Origin of the sequence: Streptomyces sp. Q6 (genome assembly GCF_036967205.1) — a bacterium.
In the GTDB taxonomy this organism is placed as follows: domain Bacteria; phylum Actinomycetota; class Actinomycetes; order Streptomycetales; family Streptomycetaceae; genus Streptomyces; species Streptomyces citrinus.
Window position 1 is genome coordinate 868,573 of record NZ_CP146022.1, and the last position, 15,176, is coordinate 883,748.

Sequence of the window (15,176 nt, forward strand, 5' to 3'; positions counted from 1 at the left end):
CTCCACCGACGCCTCACACTGCGACGAACCGCCGCCGCTCGCGAAGGCGGTCACGCCGCCTCATAGTGGTGCGCGCGCCCGCCCCGCCACTTCACCCACGCCGGATCATCCAAAAGCCCCTCCCCGGCCTCCAGCCCGGCACGACGCAGGAACTCGACGACATCGTGGTCCGACTGCGCGAGGCCGAGGATCTGTCCGCGCGCGGTCACCCGCCGGCCACCGGTACCGAGTGGCGGGTGCACGACTATCGGGGCGCTCGCCATACCTCCAGGATGCGTTCGCAGGCCAGCAAAGGCATCTAGACCTCCGCGCACACAGGAACACGCAAACGAGCCTGAGAGTGTGCCCGCCGCGTGAAGACCGGCCGGAGATGTGCAGGATTTCGTCAACACGGGTGGACCATGGCGGAACGTGGCAGATCGCAGCTCGTTGCCTCCGCTGAGACCAGCTGCGGAACCCATCGCGCGGACGAGCGAGCGGGGAAGTGCACACCCCGCAGCCGGACTCTTCCCCCTGGGACCTGGCCCCGCTTCCTCGAACCAAGCGGGGCCAGGTACTCCCCGACCGCCGACGACCGGGGAGCGACTGCCATCGGCCCTGCACGGGGTCCCGGTGCACAGCCGACTTGCCATGAACTACCGGCTCACGCCCGCGCACGGATGCAGCGCGCAGGACTTGGTCCGTGCTCACTGCCTTGGCCTCATTCCACGGAGCGTTACGCTTCTTCTGAATCACCTATTCCGGAGGCCTACCGGGAGGCGGATTGGTCGTGCCGTGGCCGGTCTGAGGAGCGGCGTGTGTGTCTGCGGGTTCCTGAGGCGTGTGCGAGATGGCTCTCAACACTGCTCCCCTCAGCTCCGCGGGCGGGATCACCGGGCTCGGCTTGCAGCTCATGTGGCAGGTCGTGGGGCGCATTTCACCTCGGCCACACGCACCTTGCTTCCTCCTGCCGCGGCAGGCGCGGGCCGTGAACCGGCAACCAGGCGCAGGCTCGGGCCGTACCCGCCTCATCAACGATGCGAACAGGATGTGCACTCTCACAGCTGCTCCCCTGGAGTAGTCGACCTGGCCGCTGAAGCGGCAGGTATCACCGCTTTCCTGCGGCGGCCATTGCCTCACCTGGTCGGGCGGTGTGGTGTGGATCCGTGTGCCCTCCGGTAATCCGGCGGCCTGTGACCCGCGGCTTGGTCTTCGCACAAGCCGTCACTCTTTCGCCCCACACACTGCCCTCCAGACCGTGGAATACCGACAACCCGGCGGCGCTGCCATCAGGGACCGCACTGCTCTGCCTGCTACTGCTGTCGCATGCCCCTTCATCCCCCAATGGCGTGAACGACCAATCCAAGCGCAGCGCAAGAACGGATTCACGGACATGGACGACGACTCGACTCCCACGCCGCTGCGCGGCATGAAACGCTTCTCTTTGGGCGCGCTCAGCGGCCTGCTCGCCGGATACGCGGCCATCGCGGTCGCCGAGCTGGTCTCCGCGGCAGTGCGGCCCGAATCTGGTCCGGTCATCGCGGTGGGCGGGGCGGCGATCGACCGCACCCCGCCTGCGGTCAAGGACTGGGCGATCCGGCAGTTCGGCACGAACGACAAGCTGGTGCTGCAACTGGGCATCCTGGCCGTGCTGACCGTGCTCGCCCTGGTGCTCGGGGCCCTCTCCGCAAGGTGGCGGCTGATTGGCTCACTGGGTGTCCTCGCGTTCGGCGTCGTCGGCGCTCTGGCCGCCACCAGCAGGCCCGACTCCACCAGCATCACGGACGCGCTGCCCTCCGCCGTGGGCGCCATCGTCGGGGCCTGCCTGCTCTACTACTTGATCGGCCGCCTAGGACGCACGGCGAACGTCGCCGGCCGGGCCACCGTCCCTCCAGGCTCGGTTTCGGAAGACTCCGCGGCGCAGGCACTGGATGACACAGCCCCCGTACATGACGCCGACGGCTCAGGTGAGTCCGGGTGGGACCGGCGCGGGTTCATCCTGGCCGCGACCGCCGCGGCAGCGGCTTCCACCGGTGCCGGGCTCGCGGGCAGGGCGTTGAACGGCTCGCAGGGCCAGAACGCCGTCGCCTCCCGCAAGGACGTGGTGATTCCCGCCCCCTCGTCGAAGGCGGCCCCGGTCCCGCGCGGCGCCGCCCTGCGCATCAAGGACATCAGCCCCTTCATGACGCCTAACAACGACTTCTACCGCGTCGACACCGCCTTGGTTGTCCCCAAGGTCGACGCCACCAGCTGGAAGCTGCGTATCCACGGCAAGGGCGTCGAGCGCGAACTGACCGTCTCCTTCGACGACCTGCTGAAGATGCCGCTCATCGAACGCGACATCACCCTGACCTGCGTCTCCAACGAGGTCGGCGGCCCCTACGTCGGCAACGCCCGCTGGATCGGTGTCCGCCTGGCCGACCTGCTCAAGCAGTGCGGGGTGAAGCCGCCGTCGAAGGGCGGGCCCGCCGACCAACTGGTGGCGCGGTCGGTGGACGGGATGACCATCGGCAGCCCCGTCGAGGATGTGATGGACGGCCGCGACGCGATGCTCGCCCTCGGCATGAACGGCCAGCCGCTCCCCTTCGAGCACGGTTTCCCTGTGCGCATGCTGGTGCCCGGTCTCTACGGCTACGTGTCGGCCTGCAAATGGATCCAGGACATCGAGCTGACCACCTTCGACGCCTACGACTCGTACTGGGTCAAGCGGGACTGGGCGCAGAAGGCGCCGATCAAGACCGAGTCCCGCGTCGACACGCCCAAGCCCTTCGCCCGCCCGAAAGCCGGCACCGTCATGGTCGCCGGAGTCGCCTGGGCCCAGCACCGCGGCATCGACAAGGTCGAGATCCGCGTCGACGACGGGCCCTGGGAAGAGACCCGCCTCGCCACCGAGGACACCCGCGACACCTGGCGCCAGTGGTCCTACCCCTGGCAGGCCACCAAGGGCGGCCACACCCTGACTGTGCGGGCCACGGACCGGACGGGCGAGACCCAGACCGAGAAGCGCACCCCGACCATCCCCGACGGCGCCTCCGGCTGGCACTCCGTCGTCGTCACCGTCGACTGACTCCTGGCCGAAGCGCACTTCGGGCCCTGATTCGAGTGGAAGGGCAACGCTGTGCGTTACTGGTGTCTTTGACCTGCTCAGCCACAGCCCAGCGGTGTTAGGAAGGCGGCACATGACACACCCCAGGCCGGTCGAGCCCGGTCCAGCCCCTGGACCTGATCTGCAGGAGCAGCTTGCCCTCGTCGCGCAGGGGGATCGCGAGGCGTTCTCCGTCATCTATGAGGCGGTGGCTGCGCCCGTGTTCGGCGTCGCGTGCAAGCTGCTGCGCGATCATGCCCAGTCCGAGGAAGTCGCTCAGGAAGTGTTCGTCGAGCTCTGGCGGACCGCGGCGCGCTACCGCGCGGATCGGGGCACGGTCCTGAACTGGGTGCTCACCTTGGCGCACCGGCGCACCGTGGACCGGATCCGCTCGGTGGAGGCGGCTGCCGCGCGCGACCACCGGGTCGCGCTGCTCGATCAGGTCCCGGAGTTCGACGAGGTGAGTGAACAGGTGGAGGGGCAGTTGGAGCGGGAACAGCTGCGCCGCTGCCTGCGTTCCCTTAGCGAGATCCAGCGTCAGTCGGTGACGCTGGCGTACTACCAGGGCCTCACCTACAAAGAGGTCGCGGAGGCGCTGTCCACCCCGTTGGGCACGATCAAGACTCGCCTGCGTGACGGTCTCATCCGGCTTCGCGACTGCTTGGGGGTGACCGCATGACCGCTCCGACCGACCTGCACACGCTGACGGGCGCCTACACATTGGATGCCCTGGAGGAAGACGAGCGCGTCGCGTTCGAGCAGCACCTCGCCAAGTGCGAGGACTGCGCCCAGGAAGTACGTGAGCTGACGGCGACCGCTGGACGGCTGGCGCTCGCGGCCACAATGCCGCCACCGCCCCGCCTCAAGGACCAGGTGATGGAGCAGATCGCCGGTGTGCGGCAGGAGCGCCCTCATTCCGCGGTGACGGGTTTGTCGCGCACAGCACGTCGCGGGCACGCCATGCGCTGGGCGCTCGCCGCCTGTGTCGCCGCCGCTGCCGCGCTCGGCGGCACGACGTTGTGGCAGCACCAGCAGGCCGACAACGCCCGTCAACAGGCCCAGACCGCACAGGAACAGGCCGACCAGATCACCGCCGTACTCGCCGCCCCGGACGCCAAGGTGACCTCGACGGTCGTCAAGGGCGGGGCACGCGGTTCTGTGGTCGTCTCGCACGACAGCGACAAGGCCGTCTTCATCGCCTCCGGCATGGCGAAGCCGCCGGAGGGCAAGGTGTACCAACTGTGGTTCGTCGACGGGGACCAGATGCGCCCGGCCGGCCTGATGAACCCCTCCCGGACGAACCAGAGCGTCCTGATGACGGGTGCCGTCAACAAGGCGTCCGGCGTGGGCGTCACCCTCGAACCGGACGGCGGCTCCAAGCAGCCCACCAACCAGCCGGTGGCCCTGCTGATGCTGCCAGGCTGATCGACCCCACCCTTCCTGGGCCTTGTTCAAGGGGTGCACCTTCGGTGCCTCCCTTGACTCCCCTTTTCTCTGCGACGGCGCTTCGTACCGCCGCACAGTCAGCTCCTGGGCATCAGGACACTGTCGATGATGTGGACAGTGGCGTTCGAGGTCTGCACATCGCCGCAGACAATGTTCGCGCTGTCGTTCACCTTGAACTTCTCGCCGGAGCCCGAGGTCGTCAGCTTGCTGCCCTCCAGCGTCTTGAAGCTGCCGTCGGCCAGCTTGTCCTGCGTGACCTTGTCACCCACCACGTGATACGTGAGGATCTTGGTCAGCTGGGCCTTGTCGTTGAGGACCTTGTCCAGATCCGCCTTCGGGATCTTCGCGAACGCCTCGTTCGTCGGCGCGAACACCGTGATGTCCTTCGCGCTGTTCAGCGTGTCCACCAGACCGGCCTTGTTCACCGCCGTCACCAGCGTCGACAGGTCCGGGTTGTTCGAGGCGGCCGTCGCCACCGGGTCCTTGGCCATGCCGTCGAAGGAACCTGCACCGCCCTTGGGGACGGAGGAGCAGGCTGGCCCGAAGGGGCCTGTCATGTCGTCGGCCGACGCCGCCGGGGCCAGCGCCGCCAGCGAGAACGGCAGCGCGAGCGCCGCCGCCCCGACCAGGATCCGGGTGCTTACACGATGAGCAGTCATGATCAACACTCCTTTGCGGCGGGCGAGCAGGTCCGCCGGCCCCCGAGCGGCCCGGGGCCGCTGAGAGCGCGGGCTACCGGGGGTCGGCGCGTCATTCGCGTCCTCACCAGGAATTCGACGCCACGCGAGATTCGGATTGCCCAGTTCTGAGAACTTTGTCACTTTCGGCAATCCGCAGCGGATACTGGTGCCGGATTACCGATGGAGGGCGCACCGACGGTGCGGCGCCATTCGCAGCGGGACCCGCGGGCGCACGGGACAGGAGGGGTGTTCCGAGGAGGAGTCTGGCCATGAACCGATCGAAGATCCGCACCCGGGCCTGCGCCGCCGCCCTGACAGGGGCCTTCGCCCTGACCGGCTTCGCCGTCAGCGGCAGCGCCCACGCCTCCGGCTGGGACCCGGACGACTGGGGGCCCGGCAGCTCCTGGTCGGAGTCTTGGACCTGGTCGGGGTCCTGGACGGTATCCGCGGCCGGGGCCTGGTCCTGGTCCGGGAACGGGCATGCCGACCATATCGCTCCGGCCGTCGTGACGGCACGGACCGAGGTCTACGTCCGTGACGCGCCGACCGTGCACGCGAGGGCCACCGCCACGCTGCCCGCGGGTTCACACATCCGACTGTTCTGCCAGACCGACGGCGGCCACGCGGACGGCACCTCGGTCTGGTACTTCGACAACGACGCCCACGGCTGGATCAGCGCCGCCCACGTCCGGCCCACCGGCTGGCAGCCGCCCAGCTGCTGACAGCTGCCCGTATCCGCCAGGAGGGGCAAGGAGGTTCTCGCCATGACCACACTGCACGCCGGTCCCCACGCCCGACCGCGGGTGAAGCTCGACGATCACCTGCCGGTCGACCACCGCCTGAGCCGGGTCTACCGGTTCAGCGCCGGAATCATGGGCTTGTTCCTCGTGGCGTTCGGCGTCCTGGGGCTCATCCGCCGGGTCGGCTACTTCGACACCGGCGCCAACACCGCCCTCGGCCTCAACACCAACGGGGCCCTGAGCGTCCTGTCCCTGGTGGTCGGCGGCGTGCTCCTGGCGGCCGCCGTCCGCGGCGGGAACACCGCGTCCACCGTGAACATGGTGCTCGGGATCGGCTTCCTACTGGCCGGATTCGCGTTCCTGTTCGCGCTAGACAGCCGGTTCAACTTTCTCAACTTCCGCATGCAGAACGTGCTGTTCAGCTTCGCCGTCGGACTGCTGCTGATGACCAGCGGCATGTACGGAAGAGTCAGCGGCGGGCTCCCGCACGACAACCCGTACTGGCGCTCCCGGCACCCGGACTGACCAGGGCGTACGGGGCTCTCCTCCCCTTGGTTTCACTCTTTCGGGAAACCGACCAATCCGCGGCGGCGACCGCACCGGATTCCCGGCGATGGAGGCGGATGGCCTCCACAGTTCCGATCGTTGAGGGATTTTCATGCAGACTCGCCTTCGTCGTGCCGCCGTCGTCGTCGCCGCCGCGGCCATGCTGCCGCTGGCCCTGACCGCATGCTCCGACAGCGACTCCAAGGACGAGGCCTCCAACAGCGCCTCATCCGCGTCGGAGGGGTCGGACATGGCCAGCCCCTCCGACGACATGAGCACCGCCGACGAGCCGTTCGGCCCGGCCTGCTCCTCCGTACCCAAGGACGGCGCCGGTTCCTTCGACGGCATGGCCAAGGACCCCGTCGCCACCGCCGCCTCCAACAATCCGGCCCTGTCGACCCTGGTCACCGCGGTGAAGAAGGCCGGCCTCGTCGACACCCTGAACAACGCGCAGAACATCACTGTCTTCGCCCCCACCAACGACGCCTTCGCCAAGATCCCGAAGGCCGACCTCGACAAGGTCCTCAACGACAAGGCCCAGCTCACCAAGATCCTCACCTACCACGTCGTCGGCCAGAAGCTCGCCCCCGCCGACCTGGAGAACGGATCCTTCGACACTCTGGAGAAGTCGAAGCTCACCACCTCCGGCTCCGGCGAGAACTACAAGGTCAACGACAGCGCCAACGTCGTCTGCGGCAACGTCAAGACCGCCAACGCCAACGTCTACATCATCGACTCCGTCCTCATGCCCAAGAGCTGACGGACCACGAGCCGACACAGCCGAGCAGAGGGAAGACGGGAAACCTGCGCCCCTCCTTCCTGCTGTCACCCACAGAAATCGGGGGCAGCATAAAAGAGGGGAACAGTTCCGGGCCGCTTGAGCGGTAGCCTCCCGACGGTTGTGTCCGGTGGGCGAGGCGGACGGCGATTCGGAAGCGCAGTCGCCGGCCGTCTCGTCCACCTTCTTCGTCTCCTGGCCATCTCCGAGAGGTTTGCGGACAGGGCCTCGCCGAGAGCTCGCAGCACGTTCAACTGAAGTGGGAAATGCGCGGGTGGACGTACTGAATGTGCTGGCCTGCCTACCCATTGGGGTGGTGGCGGCCACCCTGGGGCGTCTCCTGGACACCGGCGGCCCCGCGTGTCGGTCATGTGGACGATGGCGACCGCCGTACTGGCCGCGCTCATCGGCACGGGCGGTGCGTTCCTTGTCGCGCCCGCCTGACTTGCGGGTGGCGGCTGGATCTGTCTGATCCTTCAGGCCGGCCCCGCCATCGCTGCCGTGCTCTGTACGGAGTTCATCAGGCCCCGCAGCCAGACACCTCCGCCTCGATCCCCGGGGCCCGCCCCGCCGAAGACCTGACATCCATGGTGCCCACACGACCATGCAGCCCTTTTCCGACTCGCCGCGAACACCGGAGACCGGTCGAGGCGGGCCGGCACCGTCCGCAGCGGGTTTGGCGGATCATCAGATGGTTCCGGCCGGTCATGCTGTGGCGGGCGCACGAGTCCGCCCTGTCTCCCACCACGGGCCCGGTCCAGCGGCCTACAGAGGGCGCGTCATGCAGCATTCATACGCACCACATCCCCGGCGCCGCGTGATGCTGCGGCACCGGGTTGCGCGATACAGCGGAGGGGCCCCTGACGGGCCGACCGCCGGTACCTACGGGCGGTGGCCTACTTCCACATGCCCCTGTCGGCGTCGTGGTTCATCGAGCCGTGGTGGCCCATGTGGCCCTCGTCCCAGGCGTGATGGCCCCAGTTGCCCGAGCCGTTGGCGCAGCTGTTGCCGAAAGCCGGGTTGAGCAGGCCGATGAGGTTGACAGTGTTGCCGCAGGCGTTGACCGGGACGTGGACCGGCACCTGGAGGACGTTGCCGGACAGCACCCCGGGCGACCCCACAGCGGCGCCCTGAGCTCCGGCGTCCGCGGACGCCGCGCCCGCACCGGCCAGGACCGAACCGCCGATGGCCACCGCGATCGCCGCACTCTTCAGCACACGAGACATGAAACGCTCCACACTTCCGCACGGTCCCCTCCCCCTGAGGTCGGGGACGAGAAGCGGTTGGCTTCTCACTGGCCATCCGGAGCGTCCCTGAGGGCTGGATTGGCTGCACGGCTGGAGTTCACCCGTCCGGACTACATGCCACCCGTCGGCGCCCGTTTCAAGTCGGTGGCCCACCGGCGTCCGGAAGACACAACTCATCGGCGCATGCTGTATTTCCACGGCCCTTTCGACGAGCGCGACGTCGATACCCCAACCCGCGCCCACCCTGGCCGTCGAAAACTGGTGAACACCGCGTACGACTTGATGGGGCATCCCCCAGTGGAGCGCCCCTGCTGACGGTCCTCGACGCCGCGAACCGACCCCGCGCACTCGCCCAGATCTGCCTGTGCCTCACCGCAGTGTCACAAGGATCGGGGCGACGTCATCGCGAGTTGCCCGCCTTCTTGCAACGGTGTCAACCCGTCGCACCCGCCGGAGACTTCTCGACGGTACGCGCGAGGATGTCGAGCGTCGCGCGCAGGCCAGCCTCCGGGATCACCGGAAAGACGCCCGCCTCGCGGTACCTGTCATCAATCTTGCTCCAGTCGTAGTACGACGTGACGACCGTGGCGGAATCGGAGGGTTCGAGCCGGTAGCCGTACAAGTGACGGATAGGCGGCTGGATGGTGCCCGAGATCGTCCATTCCAGCAGGGCGTCGCGTTCGAAACGCATGATGATCACAGTCACGTCGTAGCGGCCCACGGGCAGGTCACCCAGCGCCTCCCGGTCCATGTGCACAACGAACTCGTCCCCGACCGCTCCCACGGGGTCGCCCTGCGCGGACTGCAGCATGCCCGAGCTGTCGATGCTCACATGTCCCTGCGGAGAACGCAGCACATCGAAGCTCACATGTCCCTGCGGAGAACGCAGCACATCGAAGACCGCAGAGGGCGAGGCGGCGATGTGACGCGTGACTTCGAAGCGTTCAGCTGTCATCCCTCCACCCTTGCACTCCCCCGTCGATCGTCCTACTGCCGGGGCGCCTGAATCTCGCAGGGCACCGCACGCGCCCGCCGATTACGGAGCAGTGGAGAATTCCTACACCTACAGCAATAGACATTGACGGCTATGACATACGGAGCAGATACCGTTCCGGATTGGTTCACGTCACCGAATCCCTTCGATCGGCTCAGCGGCGAACTTTCCTACCGCGCGGGGAAACGCTTCACCACTCAGGCAAGAGAACGAATTGCGCATGTTCGATGCGGTATCTACGAGCATCATCCGACCTGTTGAACGGGGTTGCAGTGCCACGTTTCACGTCTCCCGACCGCCAGTCGCGCCTGGGTGAGCGCCGACACTCATCCCTCTTTCGGCGCAACGCCCGTACGCACCCTGCATAACTTCTGGAGGTCCACTCTTCGCGCACAGGGGCCTCCTACCTGCGGTTCCCGAAGTTTCCGAAGTGCGACTCATGAATCGCGCCGCGAGAAATGGTCACTTGCGATGCGGCTCCCGTGCTTTTCTCCGTCAAGACATTTCCCATGTCTCGCAGTGAAGTCAGACTCTGATTGGCCGTCAGGTCCACAGCGCGCTGTTGGCGACGGGCCGGCCCGCACTGCGTCCACACTCCCCAGGCCGCACCGCTTCTTCGGACGGGCGTCCTGTCACGGAAGGAACCTCCGCTCATGTCCCGTACCAAGAGGCCGGCCAGACGTGTGGTCGACCAGGCGCTTGTCGTTCTAGGCTCCAGCGCACTGGCCGCGGGTCTGGCCGGGCTGGCCCTCGCGCCGACCCCCAGCGCCGCCTCCAGCCACCGCGAGGCGCCCCTGATCGCCGGAGATCCGCGGGCCGACAACACCGACGTCTACGCCTTCACCAGCCCCGACCGCAGTGACACGGTCACCCTGGTCGCAAACTGGATTCCCTTCGAAGAGCCCAACGGCGGGCCCAACTTCTACGCCTTCGCGGACGACGCCCGCTACCACATCAAGATCGACAACACCGGTGACGGGCGCCCGGACCTGACCTACACCTGGAAGTTCCGCAACCAGGTACGCGACGCGGGCGGACAGTTCCTTTACAACACCGGGCAGGTCACCTCACCGACCGACCCCGACCTGAACTTCCGGCAGACCTACGACCTCACCGTCTCCGACGGCCGGCACCGCACCCGCACCCTGCTGCGCAACGCCCCGGTGGCCCCTTCCCGCACCGGCAGCGCCTCCATGCCCAACTACGGCGCCCTGCGGACGCAGGCCGTACGCCCGGTCAACGGCGGAGCGAAAGCCTTCGCCGGGCAGGCCGACGACCCGTTCTTTGCCGACCTGCGCGTCTTCGACCTCCTGTACGGAGGAAACCTGAGCGAGCGCGGCCAGGACACTCTGGCCGGGTACAACGTGAACACCGTCGCGCTGCAGATCCCCAAGAAGGCCCTCGCGCTGCGCGGCAACAGCTCACGCAACCCGGTCGTGGGCGTGTGGTCGACCACCGAACGCCGCGGCGCCCAGGTGTCCGACAGCCGCTCCGGCCACCACGACGGCTGGCGCCAGGTGTCCCGCCTGGGCAACCCCCTGGTCAACGAGGTCGTCGTCCCCCTCAAGTACAAGGACGCCTTCAACTCCCTCTCTCCCGACCAGGACCGCACGGTCAAGCCCGTCGTCGACAAGGTCCTCGACCCGGTCCTGCCCAAGCTGATCCAGAAGGTCTACGGGGTACCGGCGCCCGCTACCCCGCGCAACGACCTCGCCGAGATCTTCCTGACCGGAATCTGCAAGGCATGCGGCCCCGTCAAGGCCGACCTCAACGCCCACCGCCTCAACAAGGACGCAGATCAGCGAAGGATCGTCCCCGCCGAGGAACTCCGCCTGAACATGGCCGTGGCTCCCACCGCCAAGCCCAACCGGCTCGGGGTGCTCGCCGGCGATCTCGGCGGCTTCCCCAACGGCCGCCGCCTCAGCGACGACGTCATCGACATCTCGCTCCAGGGCGTCGAAGGCGCAGCGCAGAGCGGCAAGCTTGTGCCCGCACTCGCCGACGGCGACAAGGTGAACGCCAACGACACCGCCTTCGGCACGTCATTCCCCTACCTGGCGCTGCCCAACACCAAGAGCGTCAACAAGTCGGCCGCGGGAAGCCCTGGCGCCCAGCAGTCGTCGCTGAAAACCTCGCAGGCGTCGACCGTCACCGCGGCCGGAGCACTCCTGCTCGGCGCCGGCGGCTACCGGATGCGCCGCAAGCGCACCACCGCCTGAGCCCTCCCACCGCACACCACCCCCGGCGGGCCAGACGATGATGCCTGGCCCGCCGGGGTCCACTCCTTGTTCCGGAGGTCTTCGTGGCCAGCGACCGTTCCCGCCGAACGCCTCTGCGGCGCAGACATCTACGCAGTGCGGCCGTCTGCATCGCCCTGGGCGCCGCCCTGTTCACCGCCGGGGCTCTGGGCTTCTCGCCACTGGGCTCCGCCACCCCAGAAACCGCAACTTCCGCCCACACCCTGCACGGTGGATCACTGGCCGCACTCCAACAGCGCGTGCGCCAACTCCCCACAGATCCCGACGCCTGGTCGGCCCTCGGAATGGCATACGTGCAGCAGGCCAGGCAGAACCCCGACCCGCCCACCTATGCCAGAGCCGAGTCAGCACTACGCCGGTCACTGAAGGTGCAACCGGCCGAAAACGATCATGCAGAGACAGCGATGGCGGCACTCGCCGCAGGCCGGCACGACTTCCAGCGAGCACTCTCCTGGGCGCTCCAAGCAACCACGACGAATCCGTACAGCGCACCGGCCTACGGTGTCCTCGCCGACGCCTACACCCAACTCGGCAGATATCAGCAGGCGTTCGATGCCGTCCAGCGCATGGTCGACCTCCGGCCGGACAGCACCTCTCTGGCCAGGGCCTCCTACATGTGGGAACTACGGGGCGACGAGCGTCAGGCTCGCACCCTGATGAGTCGCTCCCTCAAGGCCGCCGCTTCGCCCGCCGAGCGTTCATTCGCCTACACCCATCTCTCCCTCCTCGCCGCCGACACCGGTGACGCACAAGCCGCGCTGAATCAGGCACAGACAGGACTGAAGGAGACTTCTCACGACAGCGGGCTGCTGGAGGCACGCGCTCGTGCCCACACCGCGCTCGGCGACACCACGCAGGCTGCACGGGACTACAGCAAGGCCATTGCCATCGCACCGTTGCCGCACTACCTGCTGGCGCTGGGCGAGCTCCAGCAGTCCCTGGGACGAACCGATCAGGCGCGGAACCAGTACGCCGTCCTACGCGCCCAGGACGCCGTGCGAAAGGAGACCGGGGCACGGCCCGACACGGACGCGATCCTCTTCGAGGCCGAACACGGCGATCCCCGAACGGCCGTCGCCATGGGCCGCCAGGCCGTCGCCGCGCGGCCGTTCATCGCCGTGCACGACGCCTATGCCTGGGCCCTGCACCGCGCCGGCCGGAACGAGCAGGCCCTCGCCGAGGCCGACCGGGCCCTGGCACTCGGCACCCACAGCGCCCTCTTCCTGTTCCACCGCGCGATGATCCATCAGTCACTCGGCCATCGCTCGGCGGCCCGTGACGACCTTCGACACGCCCTCAGCATCGACCCGTACTTCCACCCCGTGCACGCCCCTGAGGCCCGCGCCACCCTCAGCACGATCGACGGAGCCCGATGAACCCGATCCCCCCACGCGCCGTTGCAGCCGCGCTGGCGGCCGTCGCGTGCCTCGGCACCGTGACCGTCGCCACCGCCCCCTCCGCGGCAGCTCACCCCCTGGGCAACTTCACCGTCAACCACCACACCGGGCTCATCCTGCGACCGGAACGTGTCGACGCCCGCATCGTCGTGGACCGAGCGGAAATCTCCGCTACCCAGGAACTCCCCGACATCGACACCGACCACGACGGACGCCTTACCGACAACGAGCGTGTGCGCTACGCACGTACGACCTGCCGCACACTGGAGCGGCAGCTCGTCACGACCGTGGACGGGAACCGGCTGCAATGGCGCCTCGGCTCCAGCGACTTCAGCCGCCACCCCGGAGAGGCCGGACTCCCGACCAGCCGCCTCCAGTGCGACCTCACCGCCCCGGCCGACCTGGGCTCACCGGCCGCGATCAGCCTGCGCACGGCGTACGACACCCGTCGCGTGGGGTGGCAGGAGATCACCGCGCGCGCCGACGGCCTCGCTCTGGCCTCCGCCAACGCGCCCGCGCAATCGCCGACCGCCGAACTGCGGCACTACCCCGCAGACCCCCTGGCGTCGCCACTGAACCAACGCAGTGCCGATCTGCGCACAGAGCCTGGCCACCAACAGGCCCTGGCCTCGGTGCGCGACGCCATGCCCTCGACCGGCCCTGTCGCCGCAGCCCTGTCCACCGTGCAGAACACCTTCGACTCTCTGCTGCGTGCCCGGAAACTGACCGTTCCCGTCGGACTGCTGGCATTCCTGCTCTCACTGCTGCTGGGCGCCTCCCACGCCGCCATGCCCGGACACGGCAAAACCCTGATGGCGGCTTACCTGGCCGGGAAACGCGGCACACCGCGGGACGCCCTCACCGTCGGCGCCACCGTCACCTTCACCCACACCGCAGGCGTCCTTGCCCTCGGACTCGCCCTGCCCCTCGCCACTCACCTCGCCGGCGAAACAGTTCTCACCTGGCTCGGCCTCACCAGCGGACTCATGATCACCGGCATCGGCCTGTGGCTGCTGCGTTCCGCACTCCTCAACCGCCACACACCTCACCATCATCACCACGGCCACAGCCACAGGCACCCCCATGTCCACGGCCACCACGACCACGCGGCGAGTGAGCCAGACCACTCTCACGAGACATCCGGCGACAACGGCCCGCGTCTCAGGCTCCCTGCCCCCCACCGAGGCGACCATGGACCGCACAACCATGCCACGTCAGGCTCCGTCGCCCTGCTGACCAAAAAGCGCCCGCACGCTCACACGCACACCGCTCCGAAGGCGAAACGCAGCGGGCTCATCGGCATGGGCGTCGCCGGCGGCCTCGTACCGAGTCCCTCCGCCCTCGTAGTCCTGCTCAGCGCCACGGCCCTGGGCCGCACCGCCTTCGGCATCATGCTCGTCATCGGCTACGGCATCGGCATGGCCGGTACGCTCACCCTCGCCGGGCTCCTGCTGGTACGCCTGCGAGACGGCATCGACAACGGCCTACGCAAAGCTGACGCCGCCCGGTGGACGCGCATGCGCCGAATGACACGCTTCGGCCCTGTCACAACAGCCGCACTCGTGTCGGTCGTCGGAATCGGACTCATCTTCCGCGCTGCCGCCGGCCCCTGGTGAGCAGACGGCCGAGGAGCCACGAGAGCGGGCGGTCCCCTCGCCCAGAGGCCCACCCGCTCCTCTCATCCCGGCTTCAGACGGTCAAAGCCCGATGCCCAGGCCCAGACCGATACCGAGACCAATGCCCCCTCCGTAGTAGTGATCGTGACCCCAGTAGCCGCCGTGGTGATGCCACGGCCCGTCATCCGCAGGAAGGGTCCGAACCGACTGGACCGTGTTCCGCGCCGGGGTCGCCGCCTGCGCGGCGCCGACCATCGGAAGAGCGACAGCACAAGTGAGAGCGGCAACAGCCACACCTCGGACGAACGTGATGCGCATGAGGAACTCCTATGTCCTGGTGCAACAACAACACGCTCGACGCTAGTGCCCTGACCGGGAAGGTTCGCCGGGTTGAGCGGGCGGTGGATGGC

General features: G+C 68.1%; 13 protein-coding genes. 9 read left to right on the forward strand and 4 right to left on the reverse strand.

The features are described 5' to 3' along the window. Positions 1 to 50 precede the first annotated feature (50 nt). Entirely contained in the window at positions 51 to 263 is a 213-nt protein-coding gene (locus tag V2W30_RS04240) for a hypothetical protein (RefSeq protein WP_338693769.1), read from the reverse strand. Between the two features lie 1,109 nt (positions 264 to 1,372). Here V2W30_RS04240 and V2W30_RS04245 point away from each other — a divergent pair. From V2W30_RS04245 to V2W30_RS04255, 3 genes are all read left to right on the forward strand, one after another. Then, the gene (locus tag V2W30_RS04245) at positions 1,373 to 3,046 is read left to right on the forward strand and encodes a sulfite oxidase (RefSeq protein WP_338693771.1); all 1,674 of its coding nucleotides are present in this window, start codon (positions 1,373 to 1,375) and stop codon (positions 3,044 to 3,046) included. A gap of 112 nt (positions 3,047 to 3,158) precedes the next feature. Beyond that, the gene (locus V2W30_RS04250; protein WP_338693772.1) at positions 3,159 to 3,743 is read left to right on the forward strand and encodes a sigma-70 family RNA polymerase sigma factor; all 585 of its coding nucleotides are present in this window, start codon (positions 3,159 to 3,161) and stop codon (positions 3,741 to 3,743) included. Continuing rightward, positions 3,740 to 4,489, forward strand: coding sequence for an anti-sigma factor (locus V2W30_RS04255; RefSeq protein WP_338693773.1), 750 nt, complete (start codon positions 3,740 to 3,742; stop codon positions 4,487 to 4,489). The genes V2W30_RS04250 and V2W30_RS04255 overlap by 4 nt, the downstream gene beginning before the upstream one ends. 98 nt (positions 4,490 to 4,587) lie before the next feature. Here V2W30_RS04255 and V2W30_RS04260 read toward each other — a convergent pair whose 3' ends face one another. Then, entirely contained in the window at positions 4,588 to 5,169 is a 582-nt protein-coding gene (locus V2W30_RS04260) for a fasciclin domain-containing protein (RefSeq protein ID WP_338693775.1), read from the reverse strand. 290 nt (positions 5,170 to 5,459) lie between these two features. On the opposite strand from V2W30_RS04260, the gene V2W30_RS04265 reads away from it, so the two are divergent. The 3 genes from V2W30_RS04265 (at position 5,460) to V2W30_RS04275 (ending at position 7,236) form a co-directional block, all read left to right on the forward strand. After that, complete coding sequence (locus V2W30_RS04265; protein ID WP_338693776.1) at positions 5,460 to 5,912, forward strand: hypothetical protein; 453 nt, start codon at positions 5,460 to 5,462, stop codon at positions 5,910 to 5,912. A 42-nt stretch (positions 5,913 to 5,954) separates the two neighbouring features. Then, complete coding sequence (locus tag V2W30_RS04270) at positions 5,955 to 6,455, forward strand: DUF4383 domain-containing protein (RefSeq protein ID WP_338693777.1); 501 nt, start codon at positions 5,955 to 5,957, stop codon at positions 6,453 to 6,455. 133 nt (positions 6,456 to 6,588) lie between these two features. Next, entirely contained in the window at positions 6,589 to 7,236 is a 648-nt protein-coding gene (locus tag V2W30_RS04275) for a fasciclin domain-containing protein (RefSeq protein ID WP_338693778.1), read from the forward strand. Positions 7,237 to 8,150: 914 nt separating this feature from the next. Here the strand turns inward: V2W30_RS04275 and V2W30_RS04280 are convergent. Both V2W30_RS04280 and V2W30_RS04285 read right to left on the reverse strand, forming a co-directional pair. Beyond that, positions 8,151 to 8,480 carry a chaplin gene (locus tag V2W30_RS04280; RefSeq protein ID WP_338693779.1) on the reverse strand — a complete coding sequence of 110 codons (330 nt, stop codon included), beginning with the start codon at positions 8,478 to 8,480 and terminating at the stop codon, positions 8,151 to 8,153. A gap of 454 nt (positions 8,481 to 8,934) precedes the next feature. Continuing rightward, positions 8,935 to 9,456 (reverse strand): polyketide cyclase, encoded by a 522-nt coding sequence (locus V2W30_RS04285; RefSeq protein ID WP_338693780.1) that lies wholly within the window; start codon positions 9,454 to 9,456, stop codon positions 8,935 to 8,937. A gap of 692 nt (positions 9,457 to 10,148) precedes the next feature. Here V2W30_RS04285 and V2W30_RS04290 point away from each other — a divergent pair. The 3 genes from V2W30_RS04290 (at position 10,149) to V2W30_RS04300 (ending at position 14,766) form a co-directional block, all read left to right on the forward strand. Then, the gene (locus V2W30_RS04290) at positions 10,149 to 11,714 is read left to right on the forward strand and encodes a DUF4331 domain-containing protein (protein WP_338693782.1); all 1,566 of its coding nucleotides are present in this window, start codon (positions 10,149 to 10,151) and stop codon (positions 11,712 to 11,714) included. A gap of 83 nt (positions 11,715 to 11,797) precedes the next feature. Next, entirely contained in the window at positions 11,798 to 13,129 is a 1,332-nt protein-coding gene (locus V2W30_RS04295; RefSeq protein ID WP_338693784.1) for a hypothetical protein, read from the forward strand. Further along, complete coding sequence (locus V2W30_RS04300; protein ID WP_338693786.1) at positions 13,126 to 14,766, forward strand: nickel transporter; 1,641 nt, start codon at positions 13,126 to 13,128, stop codon at positions 14,764 to 14,766. The genes V2W30_RS04295 and V2W30_RS04300 overlap by 4 nt, the downstream gene beginning before the upstream one ends. Positions 14,767 to 15,176: the final 410 nt, after the last annotated feature.